Raw genomic sequence first — 25,085 nt, 5'->3', positions numbered from 1 at the left:
ATCCCTCTTTCATGACGAAATATTATAATAATATAAAAAATTTAAAAAATATTTATTGACTTACTATAACCTATAAATTATATTAGTTCTATCGGAATTACAAAAAAATATGATAAATCTCTTATCAAGAGTAGCTGAGGGACTGGCCCTATGAAGCTCGGCAACCTCCTTTTAGAAGGAAGGTGCTAAATCCTGCAAACGATTATCGTTTGATAGATAAGAGAGGACATTTTTTCATGAGCCTCTCTTAGTTTGTAAGAGAGTTTTTTTATTTTCAAAAACCGATAAAAACAATCTTGGAGGTAATTTTCATGAAAAAGAAAAATAAATTTTTAGTAGGTTTAGCAAGTCTTACATTAGCAGCAGCTCTAGCAGGTTGTGGCTCTAAAGAAGAGAGTAAAGGTCAAGCTGAAGCAATTAATGAAAATAAAATCGTCGTAGGCGTCACGTCTGGTCCACACGAACAAATCGCAGAAGTTGCAGCGAAAGTAGCCAAAGAAAATGGGCTAGAAGTAGAGCTTAAATCATTTTCTGATTATGTTTTACCTAATACATCCTTATCTGAAGGTGATCTTGATGCGAATAGCTATCAACACGAGCCTTTCCTCGATACGTTTAATAAAGATCATGATACAGATTTAGTACCAGTAGGCAAAACGATTTTAAATCCAATGGGTATTTACTCTGAAAAATATAAATCCTTTGATGACATTCCAGATGGTGCAACATTTGGTTTACCAAATGACCCAACAAATGGTGCTCGTGCCCTCTTTGTTTTACAGGAAGCAGGCTATATAAAATTAAAAGATGGGGCAGATTTAACAGCCTCTATCCGTGATGTAGAAGAAAACAAAAAGAATTTAAAATTCATCGAATTAGAGGCAGCTCAAATTCCTAAGCAGCTTAGTGAAGTAGATGTAGCAGCTATTAATACAAACTTCGCATTGGAAGCTGGCATTAATCCTAAAGATGACGCTATTCTTTTAGAATCTACTGACTCTCCATATGTGAACTATATTGTGGTACGTGCAGAAAATGAAAATGACCCAACAATTAAAAAGTTCGTTGAGGCTTACCAATCTGATGAAGTACGTCAATTCATTGAAGAAGAATTCAAAGGTTCAGTAATCCCTAGCTGGTAATACATTCAGGAAGCTTCTAGTAGCTGAAGAATCTGCCGAAATTCCTCTATGGAAAACGAGCAAATTCTTGCTTTTTAGGAGCTTGAGAAAGGAGCAATCAATCGGATGATTCAATTACAAAATATCTCAAAAGAATATAAGACGAAAAAAGACATCATTAAGGCTGTAGATGGAATCAATCTCCATGTAAAAAAAGGACAAATTCATGGTGTGATTGGCTATAGTGGTGCAGGTAAAAGTACACTCATTCGTTGCGTCAATCTACTAGAGCGACCTACAGCTGGAAAAGTGTTAATCGACAATGTGGACATTACTGCCCTTTCTCTTCATGAATTACGGCAAACACGCCAAAAAATCGGAATGATTTTCCAACATTTTAATCTATTAAAAACGGCAACCGTTTACCATAATATTGCTGTTCCTTTAAAGCTACTTGGCTATAACGAGAAAGAGGTAAAAAACCGTGTGGCTAAATATGCTGAAATTGTTGGATTAACAGACAAACTAGACAGCTACCCTAACCAACTTTCAGGTGGGCAAAAGCAACGTGTTGCTATTGCACGTGCCTTGGCACAGGAACCAGAGGTTCTACTTAGTGACGAAGCAACAAGTGCACTCGACCCTGAAACAACCGAAGCCATTCTTGAATTGTTGTTAAAAATTAACCGTGAATTAGGCATTACGATCCTGCTGATTACACATGAGATGAATGTCATTCAGAAAATATGTGATGAGGTTTCTGTTCTTGAGTCCGGAAAAGTGGTGGAATTTGGTATGGCTATTGAACTTTTTGCTAAACCGAAGCATCCTACAACGAGAAAGTTTTTAAATACGATTTCACAACGTAATTTATCCCCTTCCCTGATCGAGCAGTTAAATGTTTCAGGCAGTGTCATTCGTTTAACCTTCCTAGGTGAAAGTACTGGTAAGCCATTACTAGCAGAAGTTACGAAAGTGTATGATGTACAACCAAATATTTTAACGGCAAATATTATTGAATTAAAAAACGGCATTGTTGGTAACATTGTGGTGCATTTACATGGAGAACTTCACATTGTCCAAAAGGCACTCACATATTTTACGGAAAATGGCGTCGCGGTGGAAGAATTAGGAGGCGAATTCAATGAGTAGTATTCAAAGCTTTTTTACAGATTGGTCAGATGTAATTGGCAAATCAATTATCGAAACATTTCAAATGGTCGGAATATCTTTATTGTTTTCCATTCTCATTGGGATTCCATTGGGGCTATTAATCGTATTAACACGACCAGGTCAATCCTTTGACAATAAATTTTTATATCAATTTTTTAATTTAGTCATCAATATTATACGTTCTGTTCCATTCATCATTTTATTATTTTTCATCCTCCCTTTTACTAAGCTGATCGTCGGCACAACAATTGGGGTTAAAGGTGTTATCGTTCCGCTAGTTGTCTATACAGCTCCTTATATTGCTCGACTGATGGAATCTGCGCTATTAGAGGTGGATTCGGGAGTGGTAGAAGCCTACACAGCAATGGGTATTAAACGTCGCCATATTATTTGGCATGTGCTATTACGTGAAGCTCGTCCATCTATTATTTTAGGCTTAACAATTGCCACAATTGGTTTAATCGGTGCTACGGCTATGGCAGGAATGGTTGGTGCTGGAGGTTTGGGTGACCTCGCCTATCGTTATGGTCATTTACGCTATGAGGTCGATGTTATGTATGCAACTGTCTTTATCTTAATCATTCTTGTGCAAAGCATTCAATCCATCGGCAACCGCTTCGCTGCGAAATTGAAAAAGGATTAAGAGGAGAATGACAATGACAACTGAAATTTATGTAGAGAAAAATGGTTATATTGCAACGTTAGTGTTAAACCGACCTGATAAACGGAATTCCTTATCAAAGGCGATGTTTCAGAACATAGTAGAGCAACTTGAGCAGTTACGTGTAGATTCTTCTATTAAGCTCTTAATTGTCCGTGGCGTTAATGAAGTAGCCTTTTCATCTGGTGCCGATATTAGCGAGTTTTTAGATATTCGTTATGCCGCGGACAATGCCAAAGCCTATAATGATTTGGCTCTAAAGGCGATTGATACCCTCTATAAATTTCCTCACCCGACGATTGCTATGATTCAGGGTTTAGCCATTGGTGGTGGCTTAGAACTAGCCAACGCATGTGATTTTAGAATGGCGACACCAAAGAGTAAGCTTGGCATCACAGCGGCGAATATTGGTATTGTCTATAATCTTGAAAGTACAAAGCGTCTCATCAATCTTGTTGGTGTTGCCAAGGCGAAAGAGATTTTATACACAGCCAACATTTTTACAGCACAAGATGGAAAAAACATCGGTTTAATCACAGCCTTACATGAGCCAGAGGATATTGAAAGTGCCACGCTGCATTTTGCTGAACATCTATTAAGTAAATCATCCATTGCAAACGCAGGCATCAAAAAAATGATCCAAGCAATTGTAGATGGTGAAAACGAAGAAAGCGATGAGCTGGCACAGATCGTTCTTAATTCATTTAGTTCAGATGATTATAACGAAGGTATTCAAGCCTTCTTAAACAAAAGAAAGCCTATTTTCAATAAATAAGTGAGGTAGTAACGATGACAAACATAACTGATGGTGATCTACTCTTAAAAAATATTACTGCACAAGCCCCCTTCCCCATTTGCTTTGCAGATTTAGAAAAGGCCGTAGCGGAAAAAATCGAAGCTGGACCTTTTGGCTATATCCGTTCAGGTGCTGGTGGTGAACAAACACTGCGCAATAATCGTGCAGCTTTCGAAAAGTATTCTATAGTTCCTCGCTTTTTAAAGGATGTTTCAAATGTTCAAACATCGATTAATTTGTTTGGTAAAACATACCCAACTCCATTGCTCTTTGCTCCCGTCGGCATGAACGGAATGGTTCATGATGAAGGTGAGCTTGCTGTAGTACGTGCTGCCGAGCATTTAAACATGCCCTATATTCAAAGCACCGTTTCCACTTATGCACTTGAAGAAGTTGCTCAAGCTGCTCGTTCTGCAACAAAATGGTTTCAATTATATTGGTCTACTAATGAAGAAATCGCTTTTAGTATGGTGGCACGAGCGGAGGCAGCCGGATTTGAAGCGATTGTCTTAACTGTCGATACAGTAATGCTTGGTTGGCGTGAAGAAGATGTCCGCAATCAATTTTCACCATTGAAGCTAGGCTATGCACGAGGCAATTATATGAATGATCCCGTTTTTACAGCCACTTTACCTGATGATTCATTCGAGTCCTACGTACAAGGTGTCTTGCAAAATGTCTTCCACCCAACACTTAATTGGGCGCATGTTCGAGAATTAAAAAAGCGTACAAACCTTCCTATACTATTGAAGGGAATTTTACATCCTGAAGATGCGAAACTAGCTATCGACAATGGTATTGATGGCATTATTGTATCAAACCACGGTGGCCGTCAATTAGATGGTGTTATTGGTTCACTTGATGCACTTCCTGCTATTGCGAAAGTTGTGAATGGACAAATTCCTATTATTTTAGATAGTGGTGTCTATCGTGGCATGGATGCTTTAAAAGCACTTGCTTTAGGAGCGGATGCCGTTGCAATCGGACGCCCTTTCGTCTATGGGCTAGCCCTTGAAGGACAACAGGGCGTCGAAAAGGTGATGACCAATCTTTATGATGAATTAAAGGTTTCCATCGCTTTAGCAGGTGCGACCTCTGTCAAAGGATTACGCAACATCACATTAGTCAAACATGATGGGACTGAGGTTAGATGAAACAAGCATTACAAGGATTAAGAGTTGTTGATTTATCGCAAGTACTAGCTGGTCCTTATTGCACGATGGTCTTAGCAGATATGGGTGCAGAGGTTATCAAAATTGAGAAGTATCCAAATGGAGACGATACCCGTACAATGGGTCCTTTTATAAATGAAGAAAGCCATATGTATATGATGGTCAATCGCAATAAGAAAGGGGTTTGTATTAATTTAAAAACGCCAGAGGGATTAGCTTTATTTAAAGAACTTATCCAATCTGTTGATGTCCTTGTGGAAAACTATCGACCAGGTGTCACAAAAAAGCTTGGTATTGATTATGACACATTAAAAGCTATCAATCCTGGTCTTATTTATTGCTCTATTTCAGGCTATGGACAAACGGGTCCGTATAGTCAAAAGGGTGGCTATGATATTATGGCACAGGGTCTGAATGGCTTAATGCATATGACGGGTGAAGCGGATGGTCGACCTGTAAAAGTCGGCTTTGCCGTGAATGATATTGCTGCTGCTCAAACAGCATTACAATCTATTTTAATGGCCTATATTTATAAGCTGCGTAGTGGCGAGGGGCAATATATTGATGTTTCCTTAGTGGAATCAGGTCTAGCATGGACTGTATGGGAGGCCGCTGCTTACTTTGGACATGGCGAACTACCGGAGCGGACTGGAACAGCACATCGGGTATCCGCACCCTATCAAGGTTTCAAAACGCAGGACGACTATATTTTAATAGGTGCTGGCAATCAAAAGCTATGGGAGATTTTTGCAACAAAAGTTATCAACCGACCTGATTGGTTAGACAATCCCCTCTTTGCTACCAACTATTCACGTGCCCAACATGTGAAAGTACTGGAGGCAGAAATTGAGAGCGAATTAATCAAGCATCAAGCTATTTACTGGCTAGCGCTATTGGATGAACACGGCGTACCCTCTAGCCCAATCTATTCCTACGATCAAACATTAAATGATCCACATATTCTAGAGCGTGGCATGGTCTTGTCCTATGAGCACCCAACTGCAGGACCGATGCGTACATTAGGCTTCCCAGCCAAGTTCTCACAAACACCAGGTCACCTAACAAGTGCAGCACCTACTTTAGGACAACATAATGAGGAGATTTTACAGGCTTTGAATATCTCCGCTGAAGACATTCAGCAATTAAGAACAGCCAAAATTATAGGTTCGAAATAAAGCTATCGACTACTTTCAGGTGGCTATCGATCAGTTATGAGCTGCTATCGACTATTTTTTCACTTTTATCCACCACTTTCAACTTTCTATCACACAAAAAGGCTTCCCCATCCATGAGGAAGCCTTTTTCTTATTGAATAACGCCTAATTCACGACCAACTTTTTCGTAAATCGCAATCGCATCATCCAGCATTTCTTTTGTATGTGCCGCTGTTGGCATATTACGAACACGTCCTGTACCTTTTGGCACAGTTGGGAAAACAATTGATTTTGCATAAACGCCTTCTTCAAAAAGACGTTTTGAAAATTCCTGTGTCAGCTTTTCATCCCCAATGATACAAGGCGTAATCGGTGTTTCAGATGCACCGATATTAAAGCCAAGCTTCTCCAGTCCAGCTTTTAAATAGTTGCCATTATCCCAAAGCTTATCGTGCAGCTCTGTTGAATCAATCAGCATTTGTACAGCTGCTGTAATGGCTGCTACATCACCAGGTGGTAGAGCTGTTGAGAATAGGAATGGACGAGAGCGAACTTTCAGCCAATCAATTAAATTTTTCTTACCTGCTACATAGCCACCCACAACACCAATAGCTTTTGATAGTGTACCAATTTGGAAGTCAATTTCTTTTTCTAATCCAAAATGCTTCACAGTTCCTTTGCCTTTACCTGTTACACCTGAACCATGTGCATCATCGACATACGTAATTAAATCAAACTCTTTAGCAATTTCCACAATCTCAGGTAATTTAGCAATATCACCATCCATTGAGAATACACCATCTGTTATGACCATGATTTTATTGTATAATCCTGATTCTTTAGCTGCTTTTGCCTTAGCACGTAGATCATCCATATCGGAGTGATTAAACGCAATGATTTTCGCCTTTGATAAACGACAACCATCAATAATAGAGGCATGGTTTAATTGATCAGATAGAATCGCATCATTTTTATCCATTACAGCTGAAATGGCTGCCATATTACAATTAAAGCCAGATTGATAAGAAATAGCCGCTTCTGTTCCTTTAAATTCAGCAAGCTTTTCTTCTAATTTAACGTGCAAATCAAGTGTCCCGTTGATTGTACGAACAGCACCTGCACCAACACCGTATTTATCAATTGTCTCTTTGGCAATACGCTTTAATTCTTCATTTGTTGCTAAGCCAAGATAGTTGTTAGAGGATAAGTTAACAAGATTTTTGCCACGGACTTGAATAATCGGGCCATTAGCTCCCTCTACTGGATCAATTTCATTGTATAAGCCTTGTTCATGTAAGGCTTGTAGGTTTTCATCTAAAAATGCATTCAATACTTTTGACAAGCGTATCATCCTTTCCTAGGAAAACTGTTCTAGCTCCTAGTTTAGCACATGCAAGCCATTAGCTACATTACTTTGTTAATCTTTCGAATAATGGCGCTGTTTTTTCACGCCATAAGGATGCGGATAGACAATTATCCACTAGACGGCGGATTGTATATTCGGCTTCAGCATAACGCTTTGAATGACCCATTGCATCCTGGATAGCTTCTTTGTAGTGTGCTCGAACTGCCTCAATTGCTGTTTCTGCCTCCTCTGAAAGTGCACAATGTTGCCCAATATCAAAAATTTTGTCCCCTAATCTACCATCCTGTGGATCAAAGACATGGGGCTCTGTGCTATCAAAGATACAGAAATTAAGCTCTGGAATAATGACCATATCCACTGAACCTGCATCTAAACCACACCATATAATTTGTGCATCAAGACCTCTAGCATTGGCCTCATCCGCTAAACCCTTCATTAATGAAGACTTACCTGTACCAGGCTTACCTTTAATCATGAAGCGAGTCGTTATACTTTTTGTAATACTTTCAACTGTATTTTCCGCACCTCTAGGCGTTAGTGTTCCAAGTAAACGATGTGTCCGTATACCCGTTTTATTTAAAACAATTGACTGGAACACTTCTGTCTTTAAATTTTCCACTTGTTCATTTAATGCCTGCCAGTTCATACAGCTTTGCGTGATAATCTCCCAGTCATCATGAAGCTTGATTGCCTGATCCAGCTTTGCAATACATTTTTCACGCCAAGTTGCACGCTCCTGCATCGCCTCAGCAAGCTGCTCCCCAACCTTTTCAAGCTGTACTTCCTCTAAACAATCATAAAAGGACATGACGCGATGCTTTGTACCGAGTAAAGTTGGCTCGATATTCCATTCAGAGGCCCATACAAAAAGTCTGTTACAGCCCTTTACATAAACGGCCTCAACTACTTCCTCTAATAAAGCATGCTTAAACCATTCGACTGCAAAGCCCTGCTTCACATAAAAATACCCTAGCTCTTTTAACAGCTCTGATCCTTTAAATGTGGGGGCACCTTGCAAAAAGTAAACAAGCTCCGCCTCTTCTATCATCTCTTTATATAAATGTTTCACACCTTGCCCAGTCAATGCGTGTCCAAAATAATACGTTACATTTCCATTCAAATGTCGTTCCTCCTTTAGCTTCTGCCCTGCATTATATGAAAGAACGCTAAAAAAGATGAAAAGCTACTTCTATCTTTTACAGATCTAAGTAGCTTCATCGTTTAATAGAATGGCTTCATTCCTTCTATATGCCCAATACATTTCATTAATATTTTACGACAATACGGTAATGAATATTGCACAATATAGCCTGAGGTTAGAGCGATTAATACCGTCCCTACGCCAACTGGTCCTCCTAAAAGCCAGCCAACAATGGTCACCAGAACTTCGATGCCCATTCTGGCTGTTTTAATCGAGCCACCAAACTTTTCAACAAGTATCATCATTAAAGTATCTCGTGGACCTGCACCCATATTCGGTGCAATATACATCCCACAGCCAAAACTTAAAACAAATAAACCAATGATAAAATATGTAATCTGCAAGCCATAAACATCAGTAGATGGCAGCACCAAATTAAATACATCAATGAAGGAGCCGATGAGCAGCATGTTCAGCCAAGTGCCTATCTTTGGCCATTCACGTAACACAATCGATGTTGAAGCAACTATAAAGAGCCCTGTTATAATAGACCATGTCCCAATACTTAACCCAAAATTTTGAAATAACCCAACATGCAAGACATCCCAAGGGCTTGTGCCAACAATTTTCCCCTTTATCGACATCGTGATGCCAAGTGACATCACAATTAGGCCACTAATAAAAAATGTCCAACGCCACCCCATTATCTTACGCATTTCCTATCCCTCTCTCTATGCATGATATTGCTCTAACTGTATCACATTTTCTATAAAAAATTGAGAGACTGCGCTTGTACTTGATTGTCCATTATACATAAAGAAACTACCCATTCTCTCACACATGGGTAGTTGTAATAGGGGCAAGCTGTGCCTTTGTCATATTTTTCAAGTCGTCTAGCTGAACATGGATTTGCATACCTATTTTCCCCGCACTCACAATAATACTATCTTGCCCTAGGGCAGATTCATCTATTACTGTTGGATATAACTTCTTCATCCCCACTGGTGAACATCCGCCACGTACATAACCGGTATAACCAAGTAAATCCTTTACCGCTAGCATTTCGATTTTCTTTTCCCCTACTACCTTTGCGGCAGCTTTTAAATCCAGCTCCTCTGCCACTGGAATGATAAATACAAATAGCTTTTGTGCGCTTGCCTTTGCTACCAATGTTTTAAACACACGCGTGACAGGGTGACCAATTTTTTCTGCAACAGAGACACCATCAACTTGACCGTCTCCCGTTTCATATTCAATCACATCAAAATGGATTTTTTGTTGTTCTAATAATCGAATTGCATTTGTTTTCGCATGCTTTGCCTTTGCCATGTCAATAATCTCCTATCTACAGCATCAGGCTATCAAAGAGAACATAGAGTCCGTGTCTGGACGATAGCCATTTTTCGTCATTTGAACATGAGCCGCATATTTTTCCGATACCTGATGGAATGTTCTTAATTTAAATGCAGTCTCATAGTTCTTACCGAAAATTGTATCTGCAAATGGATCCAATTTCAATTCCTTCGAGAAACGTTCAGGAACCTTCACTTCCATGATGTCACGTACAAAGGATGGCTCTTCTTCGCCTATTTTGCCCTCTTCAGTATACGAATCGTTTAATATATGTTGTATTTGCGCATTCACGCTTTGTGCCACCTGTAAATCTTGAGGAGAAGGCTCTGTCGATGCTAATGCGGCATGTCGCACCTGCTCTAAAATTTGCAATGTGTCATTTTGCTCTGGATTGACGACAGTAGAAGATTCTGCGCTATCACTAGTACCTTCTTTATAGGATCGCTCATGAGCACGTACATTCTTTTCTGTTTGTCGCAAGTCTTCCATTATGGCTTGCTGTTGAGGAGTAACTTCTTTTGACTTTTCTTGTTGCTGCTCAAATAAGTCTTGATCGGTACGCCCTAACAGTAGATTTTCAAGTTCAAGCAATGCTGGGTTTTTCTTTGGCTGAAAATACATCGCATTTTTGCGATAAGCTTCTCCGGCTTCTTTTCGTTGCAAGATTTTTTTACGATTATATTGCGATGAAATTCTCTCTTGCTCCCTTAAATTTGATATTTTCATAGTTTTCACCTCGCCCTTCTATCTTCATATGCTAATAAGATACTAGATATGAAAATATCTTCTTTCACTATATCTATACCGTCTGAACAGTTTCTGTACACTCATTATCGGAATTTTCACTATTAAATTCAAGCAAAAATTAATACTAACCACCTAAAGAGATACTAATTATTTTTAGTGCTAGGTATAAAGACTCTATTTTTAAGCGTATAATCCATACATTCATTTTACAGTAAGCACTCTTTAAACAAAATTTTTATTAACGCAAAAAACAGCCCTTAAAACAGGACTGCTTTCTCATTTTTTAGGTCTAATTAAGATCCCTTTATAAGCTATATAGCCAAGCCATGCGCCAATCGTATTCAAAATTAAATCATCAATATCCGCAGAACCCACTGTAAAAATGAATTGAATGGTTTCTACAGCAAGACTAGCAAAAAAGCCCAAACAAATAATGACCCATACTTTGCGAAATTTTTTCGACAATAATGGCAATAAAAAACCCATTGGCGTAAAAATTAATAAGTTGCCAAGAAGGTTAACGATTATGATATCCCAATTAAAATATTGAGAGTAGTTTATATAGCGGAGAATCGTTTCAAAGGGAACAAAATTAGTAGTTAGTCGCCAACTACTATAATCAAACAAACCTAAGTCGCCGATAGAATAATCGCCTTGCAATAAAACAACTACTACATTTACTAAGCGATCAATGACCAATTTATAAAAAGCTATAAATGAATAGATGCTAAATAAGATCCACCCCATGACCTTGAGGGGCAAATAATATGTATCAATGACATCTCGATACGGTAATGGGAGCTTGGCATTACCGTGAACATCCGTTATGTTGTTTTTAGACAAGCTTAACACCCACTTCCCTTTATTCCTTCCCATATTTTAATATGCTGCTCTATGGCATGCAAGTAGCTGAAAAATTAATCATTCAAAAAAAGCTGCCTCTTAACAGCAGAGACAGCCTTTCAATAAGTATGTTTATACTGGGTTTACCCCATGCTTACGTTGTGAGAATAATAAGTATTTGGACATATAAAGCTCTAAGCGATTTTCTAACACCTTGCGTAACTCATTCGGCTCAATGACATCATCGATGATTAGCTCTGATGCTAATCGATACACGTCAATTTCCTCTTGGTATTCTTTACGTTTCTCAGCAATGAAGCTTGCTTGCTCTTCTTTTGGAAGCTCTGCAATTTTATTGGCATAAACAGCATTCACAGCAGCCTCTGGTCCCATTACGGCAATTTGTGCATTTGACAAAGCAATACAGCAATCTGGTTCAAAGGCAGGTCCTGCCATGGCATATAGACCTGCACCATACGCTTTACGCACAATGACCGTTAGCTTAGGAACAGTTGCCTCACTCATGGCAAAAATCATTTTCGCACCATGACGGATGATTCCTGCTTTTTCTACCTGAGTACCAATCATAAAGCCAGGAACGTCTGCTAAGAATAACAGCGGAATATTGAATGCATCACAAAGTGAAATGAACTTCGCTGCTTTATCAGCAGAATCGTGGAATAGCACGCCTCCCTTGACACGAGGTTGGTTAGCGATGATCCCAACGGATTGCCCATTAATACGTGCAAGACCTGTAATTAATTCTGGTGCAAATAATTTTTTGATTTCACAAAATGAATCTTCATCGATAATACGTTCAATTAATTTATACATATCAAAAGGAACATTTTGGTTTTGTGGAATTAATTCTTCAATAGATTTATCAAATGAAGCAGGTGGTTTAGGTGCCTCTATCTTACTGCGCTCAGCATAGTTATTCGGGAAGTAACCTAAATATTTACGAGCATACGTAATAGCCTCCTGTTCTGTTTTGACAAGTACATCTCCACAGCCTGATACAGAACAGTGCATTTTTGCGCCACCCATTGTCTCTAAATCTACTTTCTCCCCAATAACCATTTCCGCCATCCGAGGTGATCCTAAATACATAGAAGCATTTCCTTCTACCATGACAACGATATCGCAAAATGCAGGTATATAAGCACCACCTGCTGCGGAAGGACCAAATAATAAGCAAATTTGCGGAACTTTCCCTGACAGCTTGACTTGGTTGTAGAAAATACGTCCTGCTCCTCTGCGTCCTGGGAACATTTCTAACTGATCTGTAATACGCGCACCTGCTGAATCGACTAAATATAGTAATGGGCAATTCAGCTTTTCAGCTGTTTCCTGAATACGAATCATTTTTTCAACTGTGCGTTTTCCCCAAGAGCCCGCTTTAATAGTAGAATCATTAGCTAGCACACATACCGTGCGACCATGAATTTTACCTATACCTGTGACAACACCATCAGCTGGTAAATCCCCTGCTAAACAGTTTGCATAGAGGCCATCCTCTGATTGAAGACCATCATCTAGTAATAGTTCAAGACGTTCACGTACAAATAGCTTGCCCTGTTGTGCATTTTTATCATGATATTTTGGTAAACCACCTGTTAAAATTTTGTCCTTCATTGTAGGTGGCGTATTTTCTGTCGAGATATTGCTCATGTTTATTTCCTCCCTTTGCCCAATCAATTACACCAAAATCATTTTTAGCGCTTTATTTCCCTGAATATTGTGGCGCTCGCTTCTCTTGGAATGCTAACAAGCCCTCTAATCGGTCTTCTGTTGGGATCAGTGCACTATATGCTAGTGATTCAATTTTTAACCCGGTAGCTAAATCTACCTCAACACCCTGATTGATTGCGACTTTAGCTTGCACTAGAGAGAGTGGTGCATTTTTTGCCATTTCTAGCGCAAGTTGTTGTGCCTTTTCCATTACCTCATGTTCCTCATAAACATACTCAACAATGCCATAATCTTTGGCTTCCGCCGCACTCAACCTACGTGCTGTATAAATTAATTCCTTTGCTTTGCCAAGGCCAATTAGTCGTGGAAGTCGTTGTGTTCCTCCAGCACCTGGGATAATACCGAGTGATGTTTCTGTTAAACCAAGCTTTGCATGTGTAGCGGCAATACGTAGATCACAAGCTAATGCCAGCTCCAATCCACCGCCAAATGCTACCCCATTTAGTACAGCAATGACAGGCTGAGCAAGTGTCTCAACTTTTGCCACAGTCGCACCAATCAACTGTACGATTTGCTTCACTTGTCGATCAGCCATTCCTTTACGTTCTTTTAAATCTGCTCCTGCACAAAATGCCTTTTCTCCTGCACCTGTCAGTAGGACAACACGCACTGCTGGATCTCCATTGATTTGATCGAGCATGTCGGACAGCTCACGAAGTAACTGAACAGACATAGCATTTGCAGCTTCTGGTCTTGTTAGGGTAATCAGTCCAATGCTGCCCTCTAGTAATTCCAAACGAACAAGTTGTGTCATCGTTGGTTTGCACTCCTTTCATTACGGACAATAGCCATTTGCTTCGATGCAACCGCTTTGCCTAATTTCTCTTCAATAAAGAGTGCTGCCTCTAGCACTTTCTGTCGATCTATTCCTGTTTCAATGCCCATCTCATCGAATAAATATAATAAATCCTCTGTAGCTACATTCCCTGAAGCTCCTTTAGCATATGGACAGCCCCCTAATCCGCCAAGCGCACTATCAAACTTGGTCATACCCATCTCTAAGGATTTCATAATATTGGCTAGTGCTGTCCCACGTGTGTCATGAAAATGCATGGCAAAATTTTCAGCATCGTATCTTTTTAATAACGCCTCTAAAAGATACTCAACCTGCGTTGGCACGCCAACACCAATTGTGTCACCAAGCGATATTTCAGCCACACCCATTTCCAATAATTTATCTGTTACACGTAGTACTTTGTCAGGATGTATATACCCCTCATATGGACAGCCAATAACCGTTGAGATATACCCTCGAACTTTTTTCTTTGCAGCCTTAGCCCCTATTACTACTTCCTCTAATATAGGAAATGTATCGTCAATGGTTTTATTAATATTGCTTTGATTATGACTTTCACTAGCAGACATAAAAATACTTACTTCGTCTACTTCAGCCTGTAATGCACGTTCTAAGCCACGCATATTAGGTACAAGCGCTGCATAAGTAATATCCTTCTGCCGTTTAATAGCTTGAAGAACCTCAACAGCATCTGCCAATTGAGGTATCCATTTCGGATGAACAAATGAAGTCACTTCAATGTAAGTTAGTCCTGTTTGGCTCAATAAATTCACTAATTGTATTTTATCAACAGTTGTAATATGCGTTTTTTCGTTTTGTAAACCGTCACGGGGACCAACTTCTTTGATCATGACATGCTTAGGTAGCTGCATTAAAGAAGCCTCCTCTTATTCAATTTCTAAAATATCATCATCAACGTTAATGAAGTCTCCCTCATTGGCAATGATCTTCGTTACCACGCCATCCTCTTCTGCTGCAATCGGAATTTCCATTTTCATCGATTCTAAAATAGCTACATCTTGGCCTGCCGTCACTTTCTCTCCTTCTGTTACGACGATTTTCCACACTGTACCTGCCATACTTGCTTTTACTGTTGCCATTATCCTTCACTCCTAATTTTAGTCATACATTCGCCCTTCAAAGAAGCACGAATGTATGAAAGTTGTTATTTTGTTTCTGCTAATTGCGGTAAATAATATTGCTCTACAAATTTAGTCGTTGTATTCCCTTTTAAAAATTGTTCATGTGTAACGGTTTTTAACAGCATCGGAATATTCGTTTGAATACCCTCCACTTTATACGCTTTCAGTGCTTGAATTAATCTCTCACAGGCAATTTCCCTTGTTTCTCCCCACACCACCAATTTACTAATCATTGGATCATAGAATGGTGTAACTGCTGAACCTGTCTCTACACCACATTCATGTCGAACCCCTTCGCCTGTTGGTAATTCAAGAACCGTAATGGTACCTGGAGAAGGGAAAAATGTGGAGGGATTCTCTGCGTATATACGTACTTCAATCGCATGCCCATCTTTAGCAATACTTTCCCTAGTAAATGAAAGAGGTAGTTTTGCCGCAATTTTTAATTGCTCTTCTACTAAATCAAGCTTTGTAATTTCCTCTGTGACTGGATGCTCTACCTGTAATCTTGTATTCATTTCTAAGAAGTAAAAGTTTTGATCTTTATCCACCAAATACTCGATCGTTCCAGCATTGACGTATCCAATGTGTCTCACAGCCTTCACTGAAGCCTCTAGCATCTTATCTCTTGTCTCTTGTGAAATGAACGGTGATGGGGCTTCTTCCACCACTTTTTGATTTCTTCGTTGAATAGAGCATTCCCGTTCAAATAACGGAACTATATTGCCTTGGTGATCGGCAATTATTTGCACTTCCACATGGTGAGGATTAGCGATAAAACGCTCCATATACATCGTGCCATCACCGAAAAATGATTGCGCACGCTTTTGATTTCCCTCAAATGCTTTAGCCAGCTCCTCAGCATTGTCAACTAGCTGCATCCCAATACCACCACCGCCAGCAGATGCTTTTAACATAATTGGATAACCTAAACGTTCAGCGATTTCAGTAGCTTCTGCAACATCCTTCACAGGAGCCTCTACTCCTTCTACAATAGGCACGCCAGCAGCTTTCATTGTTTTACGTGCCTCTAATTTACTGCCCATTGACGCAATGACTTCCGCACTTGGTCCGATAAAGACTAAACCCGCCTCTGTACAACGTTTCGCAAAATTCACATTCTCCGATAGTAAACCATAGCCTGGATGAACAGCCTCTGCGCCACTCTCTTTTGCAATTTCAAGAATGCGGTCAATGTTTAAATAGCTTTGTGCAACGGGTGGCTTCCCTACACAATAAGCTTCATCCGCATCTTTTACATGTAAGCTATCAACATCTGCCTCTGAGTAAATAGCAACCGTATGAATATTTAGACGCTTGCATGTTCTGATTACCCGTCTAGCAATCTCCCCACGATTTGCAATTAATACCTTGTTGAACATAGTCACTGCCCCTCCTTACTTTACGGTCATAACAAAATCTTCTCGTAATTTATATTTTTGAACTTTTCCAGATGCAGTCATAGGATAGTTATCGATAAAGAAAATATGTCGCGGAATTTTATGTCTAGAAATTTTGTCCCTACAATAATCTCGAATTTCTTCCTCTGTTGCCTGTTCGCCATCTTTTAAAATGATCCAAGCTGCCGCCTCTTCTCCATATACAGGGTCAGGGACACCAGCAACCTGTACGTCTGAAATTTTCGGATGCGTGTAAAGAAACTCCTCAATCTCCCTCGGATATAAATTTTCGCCTCCACGAATAATCATATCTTTCAACCGTCCAGTTACACGGATATAGCCCGCTTCATCCATCGTTGCTAAATCTCCAGTATGCAGCCAGCCAGCCTCATCAATAGCAAGCTCTGTTTCCTCTTGGTTTTTATAGTAGCCCTTCATGACATGGTAGCCTCTTGTACATAGCTCCCCTTGTTCATTTGTTGGGGCCTCCTCAGTCGTACCAGGAACAACAATTTTCACTTCTAAATTTGGTAACGCACGACCAACCGTTTCCACTTTTAATGTTAACGGGTCATCCGTTCTAGTTTGTGTAATAACTGGTGATGATTCCGTTTGGCCATAGCAGATTGTAATATCTTTCATGCCCATTTTCTCTATGACTGCTTTCATGACCTCAATTGGGCAGTTTGAACCCGCCATTACTCCTGTCCGTAAAGTTGACAGATCGAAAGACGCAAAATTCGGTAAATTAAGTTCGCTAATGAACATCGTTGGCACGCCATGTAATGCGGTACATCGTTCTTGCTGAACGGTCCTTAGTACTTCTTCAGGTGAAAATTCTTGTACTGGTACCATCGTGCCGCCACTCGTTATAATGGCTAATGTCCCTATGACACAACCAAAGCAGTGGAAAAATGGCACTGGGATACATAAACGATCTTCTGCAGTTAACTGCATACATTCTGCAATGTTGACTGCATTATTGACTAAATTAAAATGCGTTAACATCACACCTTTAGGAAAGCCTGTTGTACCAGATGTATATTGAATATTAATGACATCATCATAATGAAGAGATTGCTCTCTTTGATCTAGCTGTTCCTCGGTTACTTGCTCAGCAGCAGTCAAAACATCTGACCAATTGAGTACACCTGGATATTTGGTTTCGCCGATTAAAATAACATTTTTTAATAAAGGTAGTCGCTTTGATTGCAAATTACCTGGTTCACAATGTTCAAGCTCTGGACATAACTCTTGCAGTGTATGAATAAAAGAATGGTCTCGATAATTTTCAACTAAAAAAATCGTTTTGGCATCAGATTGTTTTAATAGATACTCCAACTCGCTTGCACGATAATTGGTATTTACCGTAACGATAGGAGCACCCATCTTCCCCGTACCAAATTGAAGCTGCACCCACTCAGGCACATTTGTTGTCCATACTGCGATATGGTCACCTTTTTCAATTCCTAAAGCCATTAAACCTCTCGCCACGAGTCGTGCTTGACGATTTAGCTGCTCATAAGTCATGCGTAAACCCCTATCAGCATAGACCAACGCTTCGTTTTGCGGATACTTTTTAGATTGTTCATCTAGCAACTGACCAATGGTTTGATACACAAGCTCTGCCATGAAGATCCCCCTTATTCATGCTATTTAACTTCTTTCAGCAGAAGTCTCCCACCTTTATAGATGGTAAGATGAGTGCTGATTTAAGCTACTGTTCAGCGGGTGTCACGGAATCGGAAAGGACTGCTTTGTGCAAGCACAAAGCCAATTCCGGACACAATTATGCCAAGGCATAATTGATTATGATTAACAGCCAATTAGACGAGAAATGACGAGACGTTGAATTTCAGATGTTCCTTCACCGATTTCCATTAACTTAATGTCACGTAAATGGCGTTCTACATCGTATTCCTTCATATACCCAGAGCCACCATGAATTTGGATAGCTTGATTACATGTACGGAAACCCATTTCAGAAGCAAATAGTTTAGCCATCGCCGCTTCTTTGCCAAATGGTTTCTTGTGATCTTTTAGCCATGCCGCTTTATGTACTAATGTACGAGCAAGCTCTATTTCCATCGCCATATCGGCTAATTTAAATTGGATCGCCTGTAGCTTCGAAATAGGTGCACCAAATTGTTCACGCTCCTGTGCAAACTTCAATGCTTTTTCATAGGCAGCCTGTGCAATCCCCACAGATAGCGCGGCAATAGAAATACGCCCACCATCTAGTGTGTTTAAAAACTGGCTAAAGCCTCGTTTTTCATCCCCTAATAGATTTGCTCTAGGGACACGAACATTTTGCAACACAATTTCACATGTATTGGAGCCACGTACACCCATTTTGTCATAATTACAGTTAATCGTTACACCTGGTGTGTTTGTTGGCACAATAATAGAGGAAATAATTTTTTTACCATCTTCACGTTTACCCGTTACTGCAGTTACAATAATTTGTCGAGCGTACCCTGCATTGGTAATCCAGCATTTTTCTCCGTTAATAACATAGTCATCGCCATCAATAACGGCTGTAGTACGTGTGCCACCAGCATCTGAACCTGCATTAGGCTCAGTTAAACCGAATGATCCTAATGTCTCACCTTTTGCTAATGGAACTAGCCATTCCTGCTTTTGTTCCTCTGTGCCGAAGTTGTAAATTGGTGAAGCTCCTAAGCTAACAGCAGCTGCATAGCTTAGTCCTGTACCCCCACATGCACGACCAATTTCCTCAACAGCTAAAGCATAGGACACCGTATCTCCACCTGAGCCGCCATATTCTTCAGGAAATGGGATACCCAATAAGCCTAGTTCTGCCATCTTCTTAAAGCTCTCTATTCTCATTGTTGATGTCTCATCAACCTCACGAGCATACGGTTTAATCTCTTTTTCAGCAAAATCACGCACCATGTCACGAATCATCTCTTGCTCTTTTGTTAATTCAAAATTCATCCCTAATCCCCCTAATGTCAAATTTGCCATAATAGATGGAATTCAATGATCGTCACTTACAGATAAATACCGACTAGTCGGTTTGTAAAAACAAATAATAAAACCAGTGTTTCCTACTGGCTACCCCTTTATCATAAATTGTTTAGCTTCATCCATTGCTTGTTCCGTCACAATAGCACGCAATACCATATCAGTAAAAACATCTGTGATTTGCTCCATTGTTAATGGCCCCGATTGCTTAAACCATTTGTATGTCCAGTTAATCATCCCTACAATTGCCATTGTGACAATCGTACAAGGTAATTCTGTACGAAAAACCTTTGCTTCCTGGCCCTCTGCTATTACTTTTTGCAAGATGTCTCGATAGTGATCTCGTTTTTTATGAATAATATCACTATATTCATCTGAGAGTGAACGACTCTCTTCATAAAAAATCGTAATATGTGCTTGATACATATCAAACACTTGTGTCAGCGTTTGCAGCATGGCACATAGACGTTTAATAGGTGTATCGTATTTGTCATATGCATCCTGTGATTGTTGAATAACATATGAAATAAAGACATCATGAATTTCATATAACAGTTCATCTTTTGATTTAAAATTATGATAAAATCCACCCTTTGATGCCCCAATATAATCCACAATGCGATCCACCGTTACATTGTGATAACCATCTTGCTGAAACAATTCAACTGAAGCTTCTACAATTCTTTGTTTTAACGTTTTCTTTACCATAAGCACCTATCATCCTTCATCTAGCTCTATACTCCATCACTCCTTATAATCAGGAAAAACTACTCAAATCCATAGATTATTCTATTTTTTCCTAATTATAAAAATACTATGACAACATAAATATAGCATTCTCAAAATTTGGTGTCTAGCAACAAAATAGATTTTTCGTAAAATTACGAGCATAAACTTTACATAGAACAGAATTTAAAAAGTTCCCAAACACATACATACCATATGAAGAATCTCTGCTGTTCATGACAAATTTTCTTCATTCCTATTTTTTCATTTTTCCATTGCAGTTCAACTGCCAACCCACTCAACCTATGCTATATTTAAAACCATGGAACTATGAAAGGGTGTTAACAATGGCAAAGAGCGTAGTAATCGCTGAAAAACCTTCTGTAGCACGTGACATTGCACGTGTACTGAAGTGTAATAAAAAGGGAAATGGTTTCCTTGAAGGAGATAAGTATATCGTTACTTGGGCGCTTGGACATCTTGTCACACTAGCTGACCCTGAAAGTTATGATGTGAAATATAAAACGTGGAATCTTGAAGATTTACCAATGCTACCTGAACGCTTAAAATTAACAGTTATCAAACAAACTGGGAAACAATTTAATGCGGTCAAAAGTCAGCTTACACGCAATGATGTAAACGAAATTATCATTGCAACAGATGCTGGACGTGAGGGTGAATTAGTAGCTCGCTGGATACTCGATAAGGTGAAGATCAAAAAGCCACTAAAACGCTTATGGATTTCCTCTGTAACAGATAAGGCAATAAAAGATGGCTTTGCTAATCTAAAGCCAGGCAAAGCCTATGATAATCTTTATGCCTCTGCTGTAGCTCGTTCTGAGGCAGATTGGTATATCGGGCTCAATGCTACTCGTGCTTTAACTACCCGCTTTAACGCACAGCTGAACTGTGGACGTGTACAAACACCAACTGTAGCAATAATTGCGACGCGCGAAGATGAAATTAAAAACTTTAAAGCACAAACTTATTATGGGATTGAAGCACAAACAACGGACAACTTGAAGCTCACTTGGCAAGACCAAAATGGTAATAGTCGTAGCTTTGATAAAGAAAAAATAGATACGTTGGTAAGAAAACTAGGAAATAGCCATGCCATCGTCGCTGACATTGAAAAAAAACCTAAAAAAACATTTGCCCCAGGTCTCTATGATTTAACTGAATTACAGCGTGATGCCAATAAAATCTTTGGCTACTCAGCGAAAGAAACATTGAATATTATGCAAAAGCTATATGAGCAACATAAAGTGTTAACTTATCCACGTACGGATTCTCGCTTTATTTCTCAAGACATTGTAGCCACAATACCTGAACGCTTAAAGGCTTGTGGTATAGGTGAATATCGCGCCATCGCCAACAAACTGCTTACTAAACCAATCAAGCCAACAAAAGCCTTTGTCGATGATAGCAAGGTATCTGATCACCACGCGATTATTCCAACAGAGGGCTATGTGAATTATTCTGCTTTCTCGGATAAAGAACGTAAAATTTATGATCTAGTTGTAAAGCGTTTCCTAGCTGTGCTACTGCCAGCTTTTGAATATGAACAGCTAACACTTCGTGCAAAAATTGGCGAAGAAAGTTTTATTGCTCGTGGAAAAACGATTTTATTAGCTGGCTGGAAGGAAGTGTATGAACATCGCTTCGAGGATGAGGACACAGCAGATGATGTAAAGGAACAAATACTTCCCCGTATTGATAAAGGAGATATTTTAAAAATAAAACTTCTTGCTCAAACATCTGGTCAAACAAAGCCACCTGCTCATTTTAATGAAGCCACTTTGTTATCAGCCATGGAAAACCCAGCAAAATATATGGCAACGAGTGATAAAAAATTAGCCGACACATTAAAATCTACGGGTGGTCTTGGTACAGTGGCAACACGTGCTGACATTATTGATAAGCTTTTTAATTCTTTCTTAATTGAAAAGCGTGGTGGCAAGGATATTTATATTACCTCTAAAGGTCGTCAACTACTCGACTTAGTGCCAGAGGAATTAAAATCACCTGCGCTCACAGCAGATTGGGAGCAAAAACTTGAGCTTATTGCAAAGGGCAAGCTAAAAAAGGATGTATTTATTAGCGAGATGAAAAATTATACGAAGGAAATTGTTACGGACATTAAAGGTAGTGACAAAAAGTATAAGCATGATAATATCTCTACTAAATCCTGCCCAGATTGTGGTAAACCGATGCTCGAGGTGAATGGCAAAAAAGGAAAAATGCTTGTTTGCCAAGATCGTGAATGTGGTCATCGTAAAAATGTCTCACGTACTACAAATGCACGCTGTCCTCAATGCCATAAAAAATTAGAGCTTCGTGGAGAAGGCGATGGTCAAATTTTTGTGTGTAAATGTGGTTATCGTGAAAAATTATCGGCCTTTGAGGCAAGACGGAAAAAAGAAGGCGGAGGCAAGGTTGATAAACGCTCCGTCCAAAAGTATTTAAAACAACAAAAAGATGAAGAGCCTGTAAACAACGCCCTTGCTGAAGCATTGAAAGGGTTAAAGCTTGATTAATGAACAAGAGCAAATTCTCACTAAATGTGAATTTGCTCTTTTCTTATGCATACTCATTCCATCTAAACATATCTTGAATTGACTGAATATTCTATCTTAAAGGAGGTTTTTAATGGAGGCAAAAAATTTTAGACCACGTAATGTGATTTTTATGACGATTGTTGTTGGTGTATCTGTATTAATTGGCCAAGCTATTTATGTCCTGTTTATTGATGTACCTTTCCAATAAAAGGCTTTATATCCCTAATTGATTGCGTAAGTATTTTTCGTTATCCTTTATTTCTGGATGGTTTGGTTTCCATTTTTGTGCCTCTAGATTATGCTGATAGGCATTTTCAAATAACCGTAGCTCCCTATATAACAGACTTAATTGTAAATGAGGAAGCCATGTGGAGTAACAACGTTTTTGGATCGTCATTGAATAGACAGGAGCTTGTTGCAAGGCTTGAGAATACCAGTAAATAGCCTCTTTATGTTTTGATTGCTCCATAAAAAATTGGCCCATACGGCAACATGCTTCTGGCTTTGGTCGATCATATAAGAAGGATTGCAAAATAGCTTGCTGTGCTTGTTGATCATCGTGTAGTCGACGATAGCACTCCCCTACATGTAAACAAGCCTCAATACGATCATCTGTAGTACCTATATCGCTATCCAAAAATAGATGATATTGATTAATCGCCTCCACATAACGTTGATGCTGTTTCAATTCATTCGCATAATAAAATATGTCTCTTGCTGAAAGCGAATGCCCCTCCCTTATTAACCCCTCATAAATACGAATAGGACGATGAATATCTTTTTTTACTGGTAAGTGCGTGACAGCGATATCACTATGATAGAGCTGACCAGATACCTTTAAATTTTCATGGACAGCTCCCTCCCATTGAAAATGATTCGCTCTTTTTACAAGACGATACTTTCGTTCACTACACTCCACTACGCCATCCTGATCAAGCGTTAGGTAATAATCCATCGTTACAGCATCAACAGATGGATATAAAGAGTGCTTTAGTTGACTCAACTTGTGCTGGTCTTCCTGTGTCATGACGTCATCTGCATCGAGCCATAAAATATAATCCTTTGTTGCCTGTTGAAAGGAGAAATTTCGTGCCTTGGCAAAATGATCACACCAGGGAAAATCGTAAATTCGAGAGGTATAACTTTGGACAATATCCTTCGTACGATCAGTCGATCCTGTATCAATGATATTAATCTCATCCACTATATGCTGAACCGAATCTAAGCATCTTTCAATCGTACATTGTGCGTTTCTAACAATCATACATAAACTAATCGTTAACATCTGTCCCCTCCTTTTCATAAAGTAATATATGCTAATGCCACATTTTATCGAAACGATTTTATAAATTTCTTACCTATCTTTATGATTTATCATATAAAAACAAAAACGAACGTGTGTCCACGTTCGTTTTTGTTCTGGCTTTTGAATACCAGTTGAATTAAGTTAAATATTGCTCACGCCATGTTAACTGTTCTTTGTCTGTAAGCTGTTGCTCTAAATGATGATCCCATTGATTAAGTAATGTATTCCACACTCGTACAAAGAGTAGATCCTGCTCCCTATCATAAAGAACAAACTCTAAACATGGACTATCATTAATTTGTTGGGCTTCTGTTTGAACAATTTTTGAGATGATTTTTTGGGAGTTCTCTTCCCCCTCTGCGTTCACTTCTTGTAATGCAGCTATCACTAGCGACTCCTCAAACTGCTCCTGTTGTTCAGCCTCTTTATCGATATAACGGTATAGCTCTGGTAATTCATCATATTCATCATTATTTGTATCAATTGTGAGAAATGATTGGTGGCAGGGGCTAAAGTAAAGTGTAGATGTTTCTACTTCTAACTCCTCTTCAAAAATCCCCCGTTCTAGCTGCTGTTGCCCTTTTTCAGTTAGCCTATAAAACTGTTCCTCGCTCTTTACAAGATTTACGCGAATCATTAAAGAAACTAAGTCATCAATAAATAGCGGGTCGACCAGTAATAGCTCACTCAATTCCTGGGCACTTCCAAAATCAGCCTCCTGAATACTTAACAGTAACATAGTCATTAAAACATCCATTGTTGAACGCCTAACTGGCTCATAGGTCACACTGACCGTTCGAATAGGAATACACCATTCAGCGGTTTTGACAATCTTTATATTGCGATTTTGTTGAAGTTCACGCATTAGTCGTTGTTGTAATTTTGACACT

Annotated in this window: 23 protein-coding genes and 1 riboswitch; of the genes, 7 read left to right on the top strand and 16 right to left on the bottom strand. The window is 39.3% G+C overall.

Annotated features, from left to right (window positions below):
* Positions 1-118: 118 nt before the first annotated feature.
* Positions 119-223: riboswitch (SAM riboswitch) on the top strand.
* A gap of 88 nt (positions 224-311) precedes the next feature.
* The 6 genes from NST76_RS02255 (at position 312) to NST76_RS02230 (ending at position 6,098) form a co-directional block, all read left to right on the top strand.
* Complete coding sequence (locus NST76_RS02255) at positions 312-1,142, top strand: MetQ/NlpA family ABC transporter substrate-binding protein (RefSeq protein ID WP_058843618.1); 831 nt, start codon at positions 312-314, stop codon at positions 1,140-1,142.
* Between the two features lie 105 nt (positions 1,143-1,247).
* On the top strand, positions 1,248-2,273 hold the full coding sequence (locus tag NST76_RS02250) for an ATP-binding cassette domain-containing protein (RefSeq protein WP_342544569.1): 1,026 nt from the start codon (positions 1,248-1,250) through the stop codon (positions 2,271-2,273).
* Positions 2,266-2,937 carry a methionine ABC transporter permease gene (locus NST76_RS02245; RefSeq protein ID WP_036117459.1) on the top strand — a complete coding sequence of 224 codons (672 nt, stop codon included), beginning with the start codon at positions 2,266-2,268 and terminating at the stop codon, positions 2,935-2,937. The genes NST76_RS02250 and NST76_RS02245 overlap by 8 nt, the downstream gene beginning before the upstream one ends.
* Before the next feature lie 13 nt (positions 2,938-2,950).
* The gene (locus NST76_RS02240; protein ID WP_058843617.1) at positions 2,951-3,730 is read left to right on the top strand and encodes an enoyl-CoA hydratase-related protein; all 780 of its coding nucleotides are present in this window, start codon (positions 2,951-2,953) and stop codon (positions 3,728-3,730) included.
* 14 nt (positions 3,731-3,744) lie between these two features.
* Entirely contained in the window at positions 3,745-4,905 is a 1,161-nt protein-coding gene (locus NST76_RS02235; protein WP_342544567.1) for an alpha-hydroxy acid oxidase, read from the top strand.
* Positions 4,902-6,098, top strand: coding sequence for a CoA transferase (locus tag NST76_RS02230; protein WP_058843615.1), 1,197 nt, complete (start codon positions 4,902-4,904; stop codon positions 6,096-6,098). Before NST76_RS02235 ends, NST76_RS02230 begins: the two co-directional genes overlap by 4 nt.
* A gap of 130 nt (positions 6,099-6,228) precedes the next feature.
* On the opposite strand, the gene NST76_RS02225 is transcribed toward NST76_RS02230, so the two are convergent.
* The 14 genes from NST76_RS02225 to NST76_RS02160 form a co-directional block, all read right to left on the bottom strand.
* Entirely contained in the window at positions 6,229-7,428 is a 1,200-nt protein-coding gene (locus NST76_RS02225) for a glycine C-acetyltransferase (RefSeq protein WP_170829839.1), read from the bottom strand.
* A gap of 58 nt (positions 7,429-7,486) precedes the next feature.
* A complete protein-coding gene (locus tag NST76_RS02220) occupies positions 7,487-8,563 on the bottom strand; it encodes a nucleotide kinase (RefSeq protein WP_036117469.1) in 1,077 nt (358 codons plus the stop codon).
* A 101-nt stretch (positions 8,564-8,664) separates the two neighbouring features.
* Positions 8,665-9,300, bottom strand: a complete 636-nt coding sequence (locus NST76_RS02215) for a YitT family protein (RefSeq protein ID WP_036117471.1) — start codon at positions 9,298-9,300, stop codon at positions 8,665-8,667.
* A 118-nt stretch (positions 9,301-9,418) separates the two neighbouring features.
* Entirely contained in the window at positions 9,419-9,913 is a 495-nt protein-coding gene (gene ybaK / locus NST76_RS02210) for a Cys-tRNA(Pro) deacylase (RefSeq protein ID WP_141903935.1), read from the bottom strand.
* 24 nt (positions 9,914-9,937) lie between these two features.
* Positions 9,938-10,663 (bottom strand): hypothetical protein, encoded by a 726-nt coding sequence (locus tag NST76_RS02205; RefSeq protein WP_330493608.1) that lies wholly within the window; start codon positions 10,661-10,663, stop codon positions 9,938-9,940.
* Between the two features lie 297 nt (positions 10,664-10,960).
* A complete protein-coding gene (locus NST76_RS02200) occupies positions 10,961-11,536 on the bottom strand; it encodes a VanZ family protein (RefSeq protein ID WP_271913514.1) in 576 nt (191 codons plus the stop codon).
* Positions 11,537-11,659: 123 nt separating this feature from the next.
* Positions 11,660-13,198, bottom strand: a complete 1,539-nt coding sequence (locus NST76_RS02195; protein WP_058843613.1) for an acyl-CoA carboxylase subunit beta — start codon at positions 13,196-13,198, stop codon at positions 11,660-11,662.
* A 52-nt stretch (positions 13,199-13,250) separates the two neighbouring features.
* Positions 13,251-14,033, bottom strand: a complete 783-nt coding sequence (locus NST76_RS02190) for an enoyl-CoA hydratase (RefSeq protein ID WP_058843612.1) — start codon at positions 14,031-14,033, stop codon at positions 13,251-13,253.
* The gene (locus NST76_RS02185; protein WP_036117483.1) at positions 14,030-14,947 is read right to left on the bottom strand and encodes a hydroxymethylglutaryl-CoA lyase; all 918 of its coding nucleotides are present in this window, start codon (positions 14,945-14,947) and stop codon (positions 14,030-14,032) included. The genes NST76_RS02190 and NST76_RS02185 overlap by 4 nt, the downstream gene beginning before the upstream one ends.
* Before the next feature lie 15 nt (positions 14,948-14,962).
* A complete protein-coding gene (locus NST76_RS02180; RefSeq protein WP_004225532.1) occupies positions 14,963-15,175 on the bottom strand; it encodes an acetyl-CoA carboxylase biotin carboxyl carrier protein subunit in 213 nt (70 codons plus the stop codon).
* A gap of 65 nt (positions 15,176-15,240) precedes the next feature.
* A complete protein-coding gene (locus NST76_RS02175; RefSeq protein ID WP_036117487.1) occupies positions 15,241-16,599 on the bottom strand; it encodes an acetyl-CoA carboxylase biotin carboxylase subunit in 1,359 nt (452 codons plus the stop codon).
* A 15-nt stretch (positions 16,600-16,614) separates the two neighbouring features.
* On the bottom strand, positions 16,615-18,249 hold the full coding sequence (locus NST76_RS02170) for an AMP-binding protein (RefSeq protein WP_340810262.1): 1,635 nt from the start codon (positions 18,247-18,249) through the stop codon (positions 16,615-16,617).
* 183 nt (positions 18,250-18,432) lie between these two features.
* Entirely contained in the window at positions 18,433-19,575 is a 1,143-nt protein-coding gene (locus NST76_RS02165) for an acyl-CoA dehydrogenase (protein ID WP_036117490.1), read from the bottom strand.
* Between the two features lie 120 nt (positions 19,576-19,695).
* Positions 19,696-20,313 carry a TetR/AcrR family transcriptional regulator gene (locus NST76_RS02160; RefSeq protein ID WP_036117492.1) on the bottom strand — a complete coding sequence of 206 codons (618 nt, stop codon included), beginning with the start codon at positions 20,311-20,313 and terminating at the stop codon, positions 19,696-19,698.
* A 365-nt stretch (positions 20,314-20,678) separates the two neighbouring features.
* Between NST76_RS02160 and NST76_RS02155 the strand changes: the two genes are divergently transcribed.
* On the top strand, positions 20,679-22,868 hold the full coding sequence (locus tag NST76_RS02155; RefSeq protein ID WP_340810261.1) for a DNA topoisomerase III: 2,190 nt from the start codon (positions 20,679-20,681) through the stop codon (positions 22,866-22,868).
* Positions 22,869-23,103: 235 nt separating this feature from the next.
* Here NST76_RS02155 and NST76_RS02150 read toward each other — a convergent pair whose 3' ends face one another.
* Positions 23,104-24,174: a glycosyltransferase gene (locus NST76_RS02150; protein ID WP_141903947.1), complete on the bottom strand. Its 1,071-nt coding sequence runs from the start codon at positions 24,172-24,174 to the stop codon at positions 23,104-23,106.
* Between the two features lie 157 nt (positions 24,175-24,331).
* Entirely contained in the window at positions 24,332-25,084 is a 753-nt protein-coding gene (locus NST76_RS02145; RefSeq protein WP_036117511.1) for a hypothetical protein, read from the bottom strand.
* Position 25,085 lies beyond the last annotated feature (1 nt).

Origin of the sequence: Lysinibacillus sp. FSL W7-1291 (assembly GCF_038593415.1) — a bacterium.
In the GTDB taxonomy this organism is placed as follows: Bacteria; Bacillota; Bacilli; order Bacillales_A; family Planococcaceae; genus Lysinibacillus; species Lysinibacillus fusiformis_D.
The sequence above is the reverse complement of the archived record's forward strand: the minus strand, read 5'-3'. Positions and strand labels throughout refer to the sequence as shown.